At 68.2% G+C, this 15095-nt stretch carries 16 protein-coding genes; all 16 read left to right on the forward strand.

The window, feature by feature from the left end; all coding sequences use genetic code 11:
• Window positions 1-8: 8 nt before the first annotated feature.
• Genes ESP70_RS17760 through ESP70_RS17835 form a run of 16 tightly spaced genes read left to right on the forward strand, consistent with a single transcriptional unit; the run spans window position 9 to window position 15082 of the window.
• Entirely contained in the window at window positions 9-1175 is a 1167-nt protein-coding gene (locus ESP70_RS17760) for a 3-ketosteroid-9-alpha-monooxygenase, oxygenase component (RefSeq protein WP_149690621.1), read from the forward strand.
• Window positions 1175-1510: a hypothetical protein gene (locus ESP70_RS17765; RefSeq protein WP_149690622.1), complete on the forward strand. Its 336-nt coding sequence runs from the start codon at window positions 1175-1177 to the stop codon at window positions 1508-1510. The genes ESP70_RS17760 and ESP70_RS17765 overlap by 1 nt, the downstream gene beginning before the upstream one ends.
• Entirely contained in the window at window positions 1503-2567 is a 1065-nt protein-coding gene (locus ESP70_RS17770) for a ferredoxin--NADP reductase (RefSeq protein WP_149690623.1), read from the forward strand. The genes ESP70_RS17765 and ESP70_RS17770 overlap by 8 nt, the downstream gene beginning before the upstream one ends.
• Entirely contained in the window at window positions 2564-4168 is a 1605-nt protein-coding gene (locus ESP70_RS17775; RefSeq protein ID WP_149690624.1) for an FAD-binding protein, read from the forward strand. The genes ESP70_RS17770 and ESP70_RS17775 overlap by 4 nt, the downstream gene beginning before the upstream one ends.
• Window positions 4159-4932, forward strand: coding sequence for an MlaE family ABC transporter permease (locus ESP70_RS17780; RefSeq protein ID WP_056210289.1), 774 nt, complete (start codon window positions 4159-4161; stop codon window positions 4930-4932). Before ESP70_RS17775 ends, ESP70_RS17780 begins: the two co-directional genes overlap by 10 nt.
• Entirely contained in the window at window positions 4932-5771 is an 840-nt protein-coding gene (locus ESP70_RS17785; protein WP_149690625.1) for an MlaE family ABC transporter permease, read from the forward strand. The genes ESP70_RS17780 and ESP70_RS17785 overlap by 1 nt, the downstream gene beginning before the upstream one ends.
• 3 nt (window positions 5772-5774) lie before the next feature.
• Window positions 5775-6917: an MCE family protein gene (locus tag ESP70_RS17790; protein WP_149690626.1), complete on the forward strand. Its 1143-nt coding sequence runs from the start codon at window positions 5775-5777 to the stop codon at window positions 6915-6917.
• The gene (locus tag ESP70_RS17795; protein ID WP_149690627.1) at window positions 6914-7981 is read left to right on the forward strand and encodes an MCE family protein; all 1068 of its coding nucleotides are present in this window, start codon (window positions 6914-6916) and stop codon (window positions 7979-7981) included. The genes ESP70_RS17790 and ESP70_RS17795 overlap by 4 nt, the downstream gene beginning before the upstream one ends.
• Window positions 7981-8967 carry an MCE family protein gene (locus ESP70_RS17800; RefSeq protein ID WP_149690628.1) on the forward strand — a complete coding sequence of 329 codons (987 nt, stop codon included), beginning with the start codon at window positions 7981-7983 and terminating at the stop codon, window positions 8965-8967. The genes ESP70_RS17795 and ESP70_RS17800 overlap by 1 nt, the downstream gene beginning before the upstream one ends.
• A 17-nt stretch (window positions 8968-8984) precedes the next feature.
• On the forward strand, window positions 8985-10169 hold the full coding sequence (locus ESP70_RS17805) for an MCE family protein (protein WP_149690629.1): 1185 nt from the start codon (window positions 8985-8987) through the stop codon (window positions 10167-10169).
• The gene (locus ESP70_RS17810; RefSeq protein WP_149690630.1) at window positions 10166-11494 is read left to right on the forward strand and encodes an MCE family protein; all 1329 of its coding nucleotides are present in this window, start codon (window positions 10166-10168) and stop codon (window positions 11492-11494) included. The genes ESP70_RS17805 and ESP70_RS17810 overlap by 4 nt, the downstream gene beginning before the upstream one ends.
• The gene (locus ESP70_RS17815; RefSeq protein ID WP_149690631.1) at window positions 11491-12624 is read left to right on the forward strand and encodes an MCE family protein; all 1134 of its coding nucleotides are present in this window, start codon (window positions 11491-11493) and stop codon (window positions 12622-12624) included. Before ESP70_RS17810 ends, ESP70_RS17815 begins: the two co-directional genes overlap by 4 nt.
• Window positions 12621-13127 carry a hypothetical protein gene (locus ESP70_RS17820; protein WP_149690632.1) on the forward strand — a complete coding sequence of 169 codons (507 nt, stop codon included), beginning with the start codon at window positions 12621-12623 and terminating at the stop codon, window positions 13125-13127. The genes ESP70_RS17815 and ESP70_RS17820 overlap by 4 nt, the downstream gene beginning before the upstream one ends.
• 4 nt (window positions 13128-13131) lie before the next feature.
• Window positions 13132-13944: a hypothetical protein gene (locus ESP70_RS17825; RefSeq protein WP_149690633.1), complete on the forward strand. Its 813-nt coding sequence runs from the start codon at window positions 13132-13134 to the stop codon at window positions 13942-13944.
• A gap of 47 nt (window positions 13945-13991) precedes the next feature.
• Window positions 13992-14192, forward strand: coding sequence for a ferredoxin (locus ESP70_RS17830; RefSeq protein WP_149690634.1), 201 nt, complete (start codon window positions 13992-13994; stop codon window positions 14190-14192).
• Complete coding sequence (locus ESP70_RS17835; RefSeq protein ID WP_149690635.1) at window positions 14189-15082, forward strand: 3-oxoacyl-ACP reductase; 894 nt, start codon at window positions 14189-14191, stop codon at window positions 15080-15082. The genes ESP70_RS17830 and ESP70_RS17835 overlap by 4 nt, the downstream gene beginning before the upstream one ends.
• Window positions 15083-15095: the final 13 nt, after the last annotated feature.

The following is a 15095-nucleotide window of genomic DNA, read 5'->3' on the forward strand; positions in this document are numbered from 1 at the left end:
GGCAAATCGTGACTGAGACCCGCGTACTCGACGCCGGCTCCGTGCCGGAGCGCTTCGCTCGTGGCTGGCACTGCCTCGGCCTCGAGCGCGACTTCACCGACGGCAAGCCGCACTCCGTGCAGGCCTTCGGTGGCAAGCTCGTCGTGTGGAGCGACTCCGAGGGAGAGCTGCACGTCCTCGACGGCTACTGCCGGCACATGGGCGGCGACCTGACGCAGGGCACCGTCAAGGGCGACGAGATCGCCTGCCCGTTCCACGACTGGCGCTGGGGCGGCGACGGCAAGTGCAAGGCCATCCCCTACGCCAAGCGTGTCCCCCTGCGCGCCCGTACGCAGCGCTACGAGAGCGTCGTCCGCAACGGCATGCTGATGATCTGGCACGACCCCGAGGGCAGCGCGGCCGACCACGAGAGCCTCCCACCCGTCCTCGAGGGCGTCGGCACCGACGCGTACACCGCGTGGACCTGGAACGTCATCGAGGTCGACAACGCGCACTGCCGCGAGATCATCGACAACGTCGTCGACATGGCGCACTTCTTCTACATCCACTTCGCGTTCCCGACGAACTTCCGCAACGTGTTCGAGGGCGACAAGGCCACGCAGTTCATGGAGTCGACCGGCCGGCCCGACATGAAGGCCGAGGGCTACGGCGACGAGGACCTGGTGCTCAAGTCCGAGGCGACCTACTTCGGGCCGTCGTACATGATCAACTGGCTCGACACCGACTACAAGGGCTTCCTGACCAAGGTCATCTTGATCAACTGCCACATCCCGACGGGGCCCAACTCGTTCAACCTGCAGTACGGCCTGTGCGTCGAGAAGCCCGAAGGTGTCGACGAGGCCACGGCGAAGTACATCGGCGACAAGTACGCCGAGACGTTCGAGCAGGGCTTCCTGCAGGACGTCGCGATCTGGCAGAACAAGGCGCCCGTCCAGAACCCCCTGCTCTGCGAGGAGGACGGCCCGGTCTACCAGCTGCGCCGCTGGTACGAGCAGTTCTACGTCGACCAGGCCGACATCGAGCCCGAGATGGTCGAGCGGTTCGAGTTCGAGGTCGACACGACCAAGGCCAACGAGAACTGGCGGGCCGAGGTGGCCGAGAACCTCGCGCGCAAGGAGGCCGAGGATCGTGCCGCCGCGGAGGCCGGCAGCGCCGTCGAGACGGCTGACGCCTGATGGCGTACATCGTCCCGTCCCTCCGGGAGACCCTGGAGGACCGGGAGCTCTACACCCGCAGCAGCCTGTCCGACGTGACGTGCCGGCAGTGCCAGGCGCGGGTCATGGTGCGCAAGAACAGCGAGCACCACACCTCGATCCAGTGGACCCGCGAGGCGGTCGAGACGTGTGCGGTGTTCTCCGACCTCGACCAGCGGGAGGACGGCCGGCCCGTCCACTCGGCCTGCCCGCAGCTGGTGGCATCGATCGAGTACGCCGTGAGCGAGGGCATGGTCACGGTCGGCGCCGGGGTCGACCCGGCCGGGCTCGACCGGGACCGCAGGGCCGATGACTGACGACTCGTTCGAGCTGGAAGTGCTCGACGTCATCGAGGAGACCGGCGAGGCGCGCTCGGTCGTCCTCGATCCTGGCGAGCACCGCGAGCACTTCGGCTACACGCCGGGTCAGTTCCTCACTGTCGCCGTGCCGAGCGACCGCACGGGCCTCGTCGCGCGCAGCTACTCCCTCTCCTCGACGCCGGCCGAGGACGGGCCACTGACCATCACGGTCAAGCGCACCCCCGACGGGTACGCCTCGGGGTGGATCTGCTCCGAGCTGCGCCCCGGCGACCGGCTCCGGGTGCTCCCGCCGAGCGGCATCTTCACTCCCAAGAACCTCGACGCCGACCTGCTGCTGTTCGCCGGCGGCAGCGGCATCACGCCGGTCATGTCGATCATCCGTACGTGCCTGGCCCGCGGGACGGGTCGCATCGTGCTGTTCTACGCCAACCGGGACGAGCGCTCCGTGATCTTCGGGGCAGCCCTCAAGGAGCTCGCCGCGGAGCACCCCGAACGCCTGCTCATCGTGCACTGGCTCGAGTCGGTGCAGGGACTCCCGTCGCAGGACCAGCTCCGCGCGTTCGCCGCCCAGTACGTCGACCGTGACGCGTTCGTCTGCGGTCCGGGACCGTTCATGGCGGCCACCGTGTCCGCGCTCAAGGAGCTCGAGTTCCCCCGCGAGCGCCGCCACCAGGAGAAGTTCGTCTCGCTGGGCGGCAACCCGTTCGAGACCAGCGCCGAGCGCGAGCCCGGCGCGGACGAGGACGAGACGCCCGCTCCCGCCCCGTCGTCCGTCGGGCAGACGCACCTGCAGGTCGACCTCGACGGCGTCGACTACGAGTTCGACGACTGGCAGCCCGGCACGACTCTGCTGGAGCACCTCGAGAGCAAGGGCATCAAGGCGCCCTACTCGTGCCGTGAGGGCGAGTGCTCCGCATGCGCGATCCGGCTGCTGGAGGGCGAGGTCACGATGCGTGCCAACGACATCCTCGAGGACGAGGACCTGGCTGACGGCATCCGTCTCGGCTGCCAGAGCGAGCCGGCGTCCGAGAAGGTCCGGGTGACCTACTCGTGAGCGACAAGCCGCAGAACACCGAGATCCCGGCTGCCCTGCCCGCCGACGGCATCACGTCGTGGTCGGACGAGGTCGACGTGCTCGTCATCGGTGCCGGCATGGCCGGTACGGCTGCGGCGATCGAGGCGGCCAGCGCAGGAGCGCGCGTCCTCGTCATCGACAGGGGCGGGCGACTGTCGTGCACCAGCGCGATGGCTGGTGGCCACTTCTACCTCGGCGGCGGCACCGCGGTGCAGCAGGTCTCCGGCTACGAGGACACCCCCGAGGAGATGGCGAAGTACCTCCAGGCCGTCTCGCCCGACTGCGACCCGGAGAAGATCCGGCTCTACAGCGAGGGCAGCGTCGAGCACTTCGGTTGGCTCGAGTCCCTGGGCTTTGAGTTCGAGCGCTCGTTCTACGCCGACAAGAGCGTCATGGCGCCCGGCACCCAGGGCGTCATGTTCACCGGCAACGAGAAGGTGTGGCCGTTCCACGACATCGCCAGGCCGGCGCCGCGCGGGCACCAGCCACCTGTCGTCGGCGACTCCGGTGGCGGCGCGCTGGTGCTCGACCTCGCGCTCAAGCGGCTCGACGAGCTCGGTGTCGAGGTCCGCTTCGAGACCGGCGCGACGGCGTTGGTGACCGAGGGCGACCGCGTGGTCGGGGTGACCTGGAAGCGGTTCACCGAGACCGGCGCCATCCATGCGGACACGGTCGTCGTCGCGGCCGGCGGCTTCGTCATGAACCCCGACATGGTGCATGCGTTCGCGCCGCCCCTCGAAGCGCTCCTGGCACGCGGCATGGCGCTCGGCAACACGTACGACGACGGTCTCGGCATCCGGCTGGGCGAGTCGGTCGGCGGCGCCACCGAGCACATGGACGGCGCGTTCCTGACCGCTCCGTTCTATCCACCCGGCGACCTGGTCAAGGGCATCTGCGTCAACAACCAGGGTGAGCGATTCGTCGCCGAGGACTCCTATCACTCCAGGACCTCGGCGTTCGTGTTCGACCAGCCCGAGCAGAAGGCTTGGCTGATCCTCGACTCGGCGCACATGGCCGAGCCGGCGTACGGGCTGCAGCCCCTCGTCGACGGCTGGGAGACCGTCGCCGAGATGGAGGTCGGCCTGGGAGTCCCGGAGGGCTCGTTGGCCCGGACGCTCGACGACTACAACGCGGCCGCGCGAGACGGCCACGACCCCGCGTTCCACAAGGCGGCGGACTACGTCGCACCGCTCGACCAGCCGCCCTATGGCGCGTACGACCTGACGCCGGGCCAGGCGTTCTACAGCGGTTTCACGTGCGGCGGACTCCGCGTGGACCCGGACGGCCGGGTGCTCCGCGACGACCGCAGCGTCGTCGACGGCCTCTATGCCGCAGGCGCCTGCGCCTCCAACATCGCGGTCGACGGCAAGGGTTACGCGTCGGGGACGCAGCTCGGCGAGGCGTCGTTCTTCGGGCGTCGTGCCGGGCGTCATGCGGCGAGCAGAACCCACGAAAACGTAACGCAGATCACACCGGGTCGTTACTCTACTGACGTCGCCACGGCACCATCGACAGGCGTTCTCCACAGCGGGTCCCGTCACCCCGGAGCCGACGGACCACAGGAGGAGTCATGGGCCTGAGCGTCGCATCCGTGGTCCGCGGCCCCGGACACATCGCTGCGATGGCGTGGGACGTCATCAAGCTGACGTTCACGACGCGCTTCCAGCTCCGCGAGTTCGTCGAGCAGGCGTGGTTCGTCGCGAGCGTCACCCTGATGCCGACGATCCTTGTCTCGATCCCGTTCGGCGCGGTGATCGCCCTGCAGGTCGGCAACCTCACGGGCCAGCTCGGCGCGCAGTCGTTCGCCGGCGCCACCGCGGTGCTCGCCACCGTCCGTGAGGCCGCACCGATCGCCGCCGCACTGATCATCGCGGGCGCCGCCGGTTCGGCGATCTGCTCCGACCTCGGAGCGCGCAAGATGCGCGAGGAGATCGATGCGATGGAGACCCTCGGCATCGACCCGATCGCCCGCCTCGTGGTGCCGCGTGCCCTCGCGACCGTGACCGTCGCGGTGCTCATGAACGGCATCGTCATCACCGCCGGCATCGCGGGCGGCTACTACTTCACGGTCATCGTGCAGGGCGGTTCGGCCGGCGCGTTCCTCGCCTCGTTCACGGCGCTCGCCACGCTGCCGGACATCTACGTCTCGATGATCAAGGCCGCGATGTTCGGCTTCCTCGCCGCGATCGTCGGGTCCTACAAGGGCCTCAGCGCCGGCGGTGGTCCGGCCGGTGTGGGTCGCGCCGTCAACGAGTCGGTGATCCTCTCGTTCATGCTGCTGTTCCTGCTGAACTCGATCATCACGGCGCTCTACTTCCAGTTCGTCCCCCAGGCAGGACTGTGATGAGCGTTCTCACCGAGATCCGTACCTCCGCCGTCACGTCCGGGCGCACCCGCCTGGAGACGATGGGCGACCAGCTGCTGTTCTACGTCCGGGCGCTGAGCTGGGTCCCCAAGGTGCTGACCAGCTATCGCAAGGAGGTCGCCAAGACCCTGGCCGAGGTCGTCTTCGGCGTCGGCGCGCTCTCGGTCATCGCCGGCACGGTCGGCGTCATCGCGTTCCTTGCGTTCTTCGCCGGCACCGAGGTCGGCCTGCAGGGCTATGCCTCGCTGAGCCAGATCGGCGTCGCGAAGTTCACGGCGTTCATCTCGGCCTACTTCAACACCCGCGAGGTCGCGCCGCTGGTCTCCTCGATCGCCCTGGCCGCCACGGTCGGCTGCGGCTACACCGCCCGGCTCGGTGCGATGCGGATCTCCGAGGAGATCGACGCGCTCGAGGTCATGGGCGTGCCGTCGCTGCCGTTCCTCGTGACGACCCGCATGATCGCCGGATTCATCGCGGTCATCCCCCTCTACACCGTCGCGCTGCTGGCTTCCTACCTCTCACCACGGCTGATCACGGTCATGATCTATGGCGAGTCGGCCGGCACGTACGACCACTACTTCCGGCAGTTCCTGCCACCCGTGGACATCCTCTGGTCGTTCGGCAAGATGCTCGTCCTGGCCATCGCGATCATCCTGATCCACTGCTACTACGGCTACACCGCGTCGGGCGGTCCGGCCGGCGTCGGCGTGGCCGTCGGCAAGGCGATCCGCTCGTCGATCGTCACGGTCGTCGTCGCCAACTTCTTCCTGAGCTTCGCGATCTGGGGATCGACGACGACCGTGCGGATCACGGGGTAGCCGATGCTCGTCAACCTCGTCCACGACACACCCAGGGAGCATCGACGGCTCTGGGTCGCCGGTGTGGCCTACCTCGTCTCGATCGTGCTGCTGATCGGCCTGTCGATCGCGATCTACAACAAGGCGTTCACCAACAGCACGAACGTCACGGTGGTCGCCGACCGGGCCGGCCTGCAGCTCGCCAGGTTCAGCGACGTACGCCTGCACGGCGCCCTGGTGGGCCACGTCAAGAGCATCGCGAGCGACGGCAAGCGGGCCCGGATCACGCTCGCGCTCAACCCGGACTCGGCGCGCACGATCCCCACCAACGTCGAGGTGCAGATCCTGCCGACGACGCTGTTCGGGCGCAACTACATCGAGCTCGTCCCGCCCAAGACCGGCACAGCGACCGGCCAGACCCTGCGTGACGGCTCCGTCGTCCCACACGAGCGGGTCACGACCAACGTCGCGTTGCAGAGCATCCTCGCCAACCTGTTCCCGCTCCTGCGCTCGGTGCGGCCGGCCGACCTCAACGCGACGCTCTACGCCATCGCGCACGGGCTGCAGGGCAAGGGCGACCAGCTCGGCGACACGTTCGAGGTGCTGGACGACTACCTCAACCGGGTCAACGTCAAGCTGCCCACGCTGCGAAAGGACCTGTCGCTGCTCTCGCAGGTCTCCCACACGTACGACCTGGCGGCGCCGGACCTGATCCGGCTGCTGCGCAACGCGACCGTGACCGCCAAGACGCTGACCGACAAGCAGGGTGAGCTCAACCGGGCCCTCGGCAGCATCACCGGGCTCGCCAGCACGACCCGCGTGACGCTGTCCGAGAACGAGCAGGCGTTGATCGACCAGACCCGGTCGGGCCGTCCGCTGCTGGCACTCCTCGACACCTACTCACCCGAGCTGAACTGCCTGCTGACCGGCCTCGACCGGCAGCGGCCCAACGCCAGCAACGTCTTCCAGGGCGGCATCATCCACCAGACGCTCGAGCTCGGCGCACCCCAGCGGACCGCCTACACGGCCGCCGACGCGCCGGAGTACGGCGAGGTCGGGCACGGCCCGTGGTGCCTCGGTCTGCCGGACGACTACCAGGTGCCGGCCCCCTTCGAGCCCCTCAAGGACGGCTCGGACAAGGACGATCCGGACGGGGGACTCGGATGAGCAGCCGCGACACCACATTCGCCCTCGCGGCGATCAAGCTCGGCATCTTCACGCTGGTCTCGGTCCTGGTGACCGCAGGGCTCGTCGTCATCATGGGCAACTTCGGCATGGGCTCGTTGGTGCAGTACAAGGCCGTGTTCACGAGCGCCTCGGAGCTGACGTCGGGCGATGACGTACGCATCGCCGGCGTCGTCGTGGGCAAGGTCAAGGACGTCAAGATCTATCACCGTGACCAGGCGCTCGTGACGTTCGAGGTCCAGGACGACGTCCCGATCACGGAGGACTCGCGGGCCAGCATCCGGTTCCTCAACCTGATCGGCGACCGCTACATGTCGCTGTCGGAGGGCAAGGAGGGCGCGACCCGCCTGCGGCCGTCAGCGACCCTGCCGGTCGACCGCACGACGCCGGCGCTCAACCTGACGGAGCTCTTCCAGGGCTTCCAGCCGCTCTTCGCGGCCCTGCGCCCCGAGGACGTCAACGAGCTGTCGCTCAACCTCATCCAGGTGCTCCAGGGCGAGGGCGGCACGGTGCAGCAGCTGCTCGCCAACACCGCGTCGCTGACCAACACGCTGGCCGATCGCGACCAGCTCATCGGCGACGTGATCACCAACCTGAGTACCTTGATGACGACGGTCGACGACCACCATCAGCAGCTCGACGAGCTGCTCACGAGCATGCGGTCGTGGTTCGGCGACCTGGCCAAGGACCGCAAGGTCATCGGCTCGTCGCTGACCAACATCTCGGCCGTCAGCAAGTCGGTCGCGGACCTGTTGACCGACGGCCGGCCGCTCCTCAAGCAGGACGTTGCCCAGCTCCGTCGCCTGTTCACGGTGCTCGCGAAGCCCGAGAACAAGAAGTACCTCGACGAGACGCTGGACGAGCTGCCGTCGATGCTCGCCAAGCAGACCCGGATCGGTGTCTACGGCTCTTGGTACAACTACTACCTCTGCGAGTTCCACGGCGGCGTCGTCCTGCCGAGCGCGATCATGGACGCGCTGCCGGCCGCGGCGCAGAAGCAGATGTCTGACTTCACGCTCTACAGCCAGGCAAAGAGGTGTCGTTGATGGCGCGCCGCAATGACTCCCGCATCCTGCAGATCGGCATCATCTCCCTGGCGATGCTGCTGCTCGTGATGGTCGCGTCGTTCAACCTGCAGAAGCTGCCCTGGCTGCGCGGCACGACGTATCACGCCGAGCTCACCGACGCGTCCGGCCTGCGTACCGGCAGCGAGGTCCAGGTCGCCGGCATCCGCGTGGGCCGGGTCAACAAGCTGAGCATCGGCACCAAGAAGGTCATCGTCGACTTCGACGTCTCGGGTGCGACCTTGGGCCGCTCGACGCGGGCCAGCGTCGAGGTCAAGAGCCTGTTGGGCGAGAAGTTCCTCAACATCAAGCCCGAGGGCAGCGGCACGATGGCGGCCGGTGCCACGATCCCGCTGTCGCGCACCGACGTCACGTTCGACATCGTCAGCACGCTCGGCGAGCTCACGACGCAGACCGAGCAGACCAACAAGAAGAACCTCACGACCGCCCTGGACTCACTCGCCGAGGTCGTCAACTCGGCGGCGCCTGAGGTGCACACGAGCTTCAGCGGGCTGTCCCGCCTCTCCAAGACGATCGCCTCGCGCGACGAGGAGATAGAGAAGCTGCTGCGGCGCTCGAGCAACGTCACCCAGCTGCTCGACGAGCGCAAGGGCGACCTGGTCGCGCTGATGAAGGAGGCCAACCTGGTCTTCCAGGAGCTGCAGGCGCGCAAGCAGACGATCCACGAGCTGCTCGTCAACGCCAACAACCTGGCCGCCGAGCTCCAGGGCCTCGTCAAGGACAACCGCAAGCAGCTCAAGCCGACCCTCGACAAGCTCGAGAACGTGCTGTCGTTCCTGCACGCGCGTGAGGACCAGATCGAGACGCTGATCCACAACTACGGGCCGTACGTCAACATCCTCGGCAACATCGTCGGCAGTGGTCCGTGGTTCGACGCGTACGTCCCCAACATCACGGGCGTGTTCACGGGCGAGTTCCTGCCGTCCAAGCCCGGAGGTGCCAAGTGAGGGGCTTGAGCAGGCGCATGCAGGTCCTCGGCGTGGCCCTCATCGCCGCGATGCTGCTGCTCGTCGCGTGGGTCGTCGTGCCCGGCGAGCCCTCACGGACCGTCACGGTGCACTTCGATCGCGCGGTCGGGGTCTACAAGGGGACGCACGTCAGGATCATGGGCGTACGCGTCGGTGAGGTCACCTCGGTCGTCCCGGACGGCAACAGCGTCCGGGTGGTCCTGAAGTACGACTCGGAGTACAAGCTGCCGGCCGACGCCAAGGCCGCGGTCGTGACGCCGACCCTCGTGGCCGACCGCTACGTCCAGGTGTTCCCGGCGTACTCCAAGGGCCCGGCGATGCCGGACCACGGCGACATCCCGCTCTCGCGGACCCAGACGCCGATCGAGCTCGACCGCATGTTCAAGTCGCTCGACGACCTGGCCGTGACGCTGGGGCCCAAGTCCGGCTCGACCAAGGGTGCGCTCGACAACCTGCTCTCCGCCGGCGCCAAGGCGCTCGACGGCAACGGTGCGTTGGGGTCCAAGACGATCCGCAACCTCTCGAACGCCGCCGAGGTGTTCGCGGACAACCGGGGGCCGCTGTTCGACAACGTCAGGGCCTTGGCGCAGATCACCGAGACGCTGGCCGAGAACGACTCGACCGTGCAGACGTTCGTCAAGGACCTGTCGTCCGTCTCGGGGCAGCTGGCGGGTGAGCGCGACGAGCTCAAGGACGTCCTGGCCTCCCTCGCGAAGGTGCTCGGCACGGTGCAGGGCTTCGTGCACGAGAACCGCGCGACGCTCGGCAAGGACATCAACCTGCTCAGTAGCCTGCTCGAGCGCGTGGACCGCCAGAAGGACGCCCTCGGCCTGGTCGTCCAGAAGGGCTCGCTGGCGATGAGCAACCTCGCCCTCGCGTTCGAGCCCAGCACGGGCACGTACGGTTCTCGTGTCCAGGTCGCGCCGGGCCTGCAGTTCCGCCCCGACCAATTCCTGTGCCAGACGCTGGTCAACATCGGCACGCCGGAGTCGATCTGCTCGACCCTCACCAACCTGCTCCAGCCGATCCTCCCGACGACGTCGGGCCAGTCCGCCACGACGCAGAAGCCGGCCGCGCAGCCGGACGCTGCGGCGCCGGCGCCCGTCACTCCCCAGCAGCCGTCTTCCGGACCCAAGTCCGGCCTGCCGGCACTGCTCGAGCTGCTCGGAGGTGGCTCATGACGAGCCTTCGTCTCCGCGTCGTCATGGGCACTGTCCTGGCCCTCCTGCTGAGCGGCTGCGGGTTCAGTGGCATCTACGACGTGCCGTTGCCCGGCAACAAGGTCAACCATGACAACGGCTTCACGATCAAGGCCGACTTCGCCGACGCCCTCAACCTCGTCCCGCGCTCCTCGGTGATGGTGGGCGACGTGCCCGTGGGACAGGTCGAATCCGTCACGCGGGTCGGCTGGCACGCGCGCGTCACGATGCTGGTCCGCAAGGACGTCGTGCTGCCCGACAACGCCGAGGCGCAGATCCGCCAGACCAGCCTGCTCGGCGAGAAGTTCGTCGCCCTGTCGGCGCCGCCGGCCGACCCGGAGGGCAAGCCGGCCAGCACGGGCCGCCTCGGTCCCAACGACGTGATCCCCATCGGTCGTACGGGCCGCAACCCCGAGGTCGAGGAAGTCCTGGGTGCGCTGTCGCTCGTGCTGACCGGCGGCGGGGTCGGCCAGATCCAGAGCATCACGCACGAGCTCAACGAGATGATGGACGGCCGCACCGGCAAGATCCGCGACGTCCTGGGCCAGGTCGGCACGCTGGTCCGGACCTTGAACTCGCAGAAGGGCGACATCGTCCAGGCAATGGAGTCGATCAACGGCCTCAGCAGCACGCTCGTCGCCGAGAAGCAGACCATCGGCGACGCACTCGATGCCGCCGGGCCCGCGATCGACGTTCTCCGCGACCAGCACACGCAGCTGGTCCGCATGCTCTCCGAGCTCGACCGCCTCGGCGACGTCGGCACCCGCGTCATCAACGAGACCAAGGACGACCTGATCGCCGAGCTCGCGCACCTCGAACCGGTCCTGCGCAAGCTCTCCGACACGGGCGACTCGCTCGTGCCGGGCCTCGTGGCAGCCGCGAGCTATCCCTTCCCCGTCGACGCTGCCGCTGCGATCAAGGGCGACTTCGCCAACGTCGTGTTCAAGATGCAGATCAAGCTGACCCCGATCAGTGAGGGCGGGCTGCTGCCCACGACCCTCCAAGACGTCGTCACGTTGTGCCGCGCCACCCCGGCGGCCCCGCTCTGCTCGCCAGCTGGCGACGCCGTCGAGCAGCTCTGCTCGGTGCTGGCCACACTGCCGCTCTGCAAGGACACCGACGCCGACGAGGTGGCTGCCGCCCTGGCCAGGGTCGAGAAGGATGCCGGCAGCACGAAGCCGTCCGGCTCTTCCGGCTCGGCCGACGGCCCCGGCACCACCACTCCCGACCCGGGTGCGACCGGCGGTGGTTCCGGCGGATCGCTGGCGGAGCTGCTCGAGGGACTTCTGGGAGGCGGATCGTCATGAGGCGTGGCATCAAGGTCAGGCTCATCGCGTTCGTGCTCCTCAGCGCGCTCGGCACGCTCTACATCGGCGCGTCCTACCTCGGCTTCGTCGACCAGGCGCTCGGTCGTGGCTACACCGTGCACGTGCTGCTGCCGGACTCCGGCGGTCTCTACGAGGGCAGCGAGGTCACCTATCGCGGCGTCAGGATCGGCAAGGTCGCCAAGATGGAGGTCGACAACGACGGCCTCCGGGTCGACCTCGCGCTCGAGCACGACACCAAGGTGCCGGCCAGCTCGCCGGTCTTCGTGCACAATCTCAGCGTCGTGGGCGAGCAGTACGTCTCGTTCGAGCCGGCGTCCAAGAAGGGGCCCGACCTCAAGGACGGTGACACGGTGCGCGGCACCAAGGACAGCCTGCCGCTGGGCGAGGACGTGCTGCTCCAGGACCTCAGTCACTTCGTCTCCAGCCTCAACGGCAGCGAGCTCAACACCGTCGTCAGTGAGCTGGGCACGATGTTCCGTGACAACGCCAACCCCATCAGGTCGATGGTCGACAGCACGCAGAAGTTCATCGAGTCGGCGGCTGACAACGAGACGGCGACGATCGACCTGCTCGACAACGCCCAGACGGTCCTCCAGACGCAGCAGGACCACGCCGAGGAGATCCGGTCGTTCGCGCGAGACCTCTCGGCCCTCACCGGCACGCTGGCCGCCTCGGACGACGACATCCGGCGCATCCTCGCCAAGGGCGGTCCTGCGGCCGACGAGCTGAGGAGCCTGATGAAGACGCTGCGGACCGAGCTGCCGCCGGCCCTCAAGCACCTGACGAGCGTGACCGAGGTGCTCGACGCCCGGTTGCCGGCGCTCGAGCAGCTCCTGGTCACGTTCCCGCGCCTCGTCGCGGCCGGCCCGTCGGCACTCACGCCGGGCGATCAGAAGTACGGTCGGGTCAACCTCAACCTCAACCAGACTCCGGCCGCGTGCACGAAGGGATACCTCCCACCCGGACAATGGCAGCCAACGTCAAAGGAGAGCTTCGTGCCGTACTTCCCCGCCGAGTGCGAGTCCGGCCCACCGGTGAACATGCGTGGCATGAAGTACGCGCCTGACCCCATCGACTGGAAGAAGGAACTGGCCGGGGGCGACGAGTGAACCGTACGTCCGTGATCAACGGGGTGCTCGGCGTGCTGCTGGTGGCCCTGTGCGCCTGGCTCGTGCTGTTCGCCGTACGCGGTGACGCAGCGGCACCGGGCAGCACGAAGTCGGAGGCGCTGGCCTCGGACTACTCCGACATCACCCGCGCTGCGCGGGCCGAGACGATGGCGTTCCTCTCGGTCGACCACAAGAAGATGGACGAGCTGACCCAGCGCGTGCTCGACGGTGCGACCGGGACGTTCAAGAAGCAGTACCAGTCATCCGTGAAGTCGCTCAAGGAGACCGCGGTCGCCCAGGAGTCGATCTCCAAGGGCAGCGTCGGCGAGATCGGGCTGAGCGAGGTCGATCCCGATGCCGCGACGGTGTTCGTGGCGGCGGGCAGCAAGGTGCAGAACAAGGGCACCAACGGCAAGGTCGAGGACCGGTCCTGGCGGATCAAGCTCTCGATGGTCAAGAAGGACGATCGTTGGCTCGTCTCCCAGCTCGAGTTCGTGGGATAGCGCGATGGCCAAGCTGAAGCGTGACCAACGGGTCTGCCCGTTCTGCGCGGAGACCATCAAGGCGTCCGCGATCCGGTGCCGGTTCTGTCACTCGGACGTGACCCCACTGATCGACCCCGAGTCCGGGACCGTGACGACCGAGAAGTCCCGCACCAGGTTCCGGCCCCGGGCCGTTGGTGCCGAGGAGACCCCCGAGGTCGCCGACGTCGTCGACGAGACGGACGCCGAGCCTGACGCCCCCGAGGACGTCGACGAGGAGGTCGACGAGGTCAAGGTTGCGCCTCGTGCGCGGTTCGAGGGGCTCACGCTTCACCAGCGGCTGACCCTGGTGCTCTCGGTGCTGGTCGTGCTCGCCGCCGCGGGTGTCGGCACGCTGTGGTGGCAGGCCGAGCGGGGCTCGGCCACGGTCGCGCCCGGCGGAACACTCGTCGGCGACGACGCGCGCACCGAGGTGCTGGTTGCCGGCGCCGACCTGGCCCAGCGCACCCTGTCGTACGACTACAAGACGTTGGCCAACGACATGGAGGTCGCCCGCGCGCGGATGACCCCGTCGTTCCGCAAGCAGTACGACGCCACGATGGCCGAGGTCCGCGCCAACACGACCAAGAACAAGATCGTCCTCCAGACCGTCGCGGTGTCCTCGGCGATCATCAGCGCGACCGAGCACAAGGCCAGGGTCCTGGTGTTCGTCAACCAGACGACGACCGCCGGCACCGGCAAGAACGCCAACCCGCAGGCCCTGCAGAACAGCCTCGTGATCACCCTGACCCGTGGTGGCGGCGACTGGGCCATATCCAAACTGAAGATGCTGGGCTAGACTAGAACACGTTCTAGTTCTGTGTGAGGCGAGGAGGCGAATCGCTGATGGCAAGGGTTGAGGTCGATTTCGACGCGTGTGAGTCGAACGCTCTGTGCGAGGCCATGGCACCTGACATGTTCTTCGTCGATGACGACGACATGCTGCAGGTCGAGGACCCCACGGTGACCGACGAGAACCGGTCGCGTGTCGAGCGCGCCGTCGCCTCCTGCCCCAAGTCGGCGCTGCGCATCGCGAACACGGCATGACAGGCACCTCGCTCGACGGCAGGGTCGCCGTCGTCACCGGGGCAGGTGCGGGCCTCGGTCGTGCCGAGGCGATCGCGCTCGCGACCGCCGGCGCACGCCTCGTGCTCAACGACCTGCCCGGTGCCGCCGACGACACCGCATCCGAGATCAAGGCACTCGGCGGTGAGGTGGCGATCGCCGCCGGCGACGTGGGCGAGCGGTCGACCGCGGACCTGATCATGCAGACCGCCCTCGAGACGTTCGGTGCCCTCGACGTCGTGGTCAACAACGCCGGGGTCACCCGTGACCGGATGCTGTTCAACATGTCCGACGAGGAGTTCGACCTCGTGCTCCGCATCCACCTGCGCGGTCACTTCCTGCTCTCCCGCAACGCCGCCGCTCACTGGCGCCAGGTCGCCAAGGAGTCCGGCGGCACGGTCGATGCGAGCGTGATCAACACGGCCTCCGAGGCGTTCCTCACGGGCTCGCCGGGTCAGGCCAACTACGCCGCCGCCAAGGGGGGCATCGCCGCGCTCACGCTGACGACCGCACGCGGGCTGTCCCGCATCGGCGTACGCGCCAACGCCATCTGCCCGCGAGCGCGCACGGCCATGACGGTCGACGTGTTCGGGCCCGACGAGTCCGGCAGTGCGGTCGATCCCTACAGCGCCGACCACGTGGCGCCCCTCGTGGCCTATCTCGCCTCGCCTGCGGCCAGCCGCATCAGCGGCCAGGTGTTCGTCGTCTACGGAGGGATGGTCGCACTGCTGGCCGCCCCTGTCGTCGAGCGCCGGTTCGACACCGAGGGCGAGCTCTGGTCGGCCGAGGAGCTCGACCGTACGCTCGGCGGCTTCTTCGCCGAGCGTGACCCCGAGATCTCGTTCGCCGCCGATTCCGTCCTCTCGCTCTAGCCCACCCCACCTT

This window comes from Aeromicrobium ginsengisoli (assembly GCF_004134905.2).
In the GTDB taxonomy this organism is placed as follows: Bacteria; Actinomycetota; Actinomycetes; order Propionibacteriales; family Nocardioidaceae; genus Aeromicrobium; species Aeromicrobium ginsengisoli.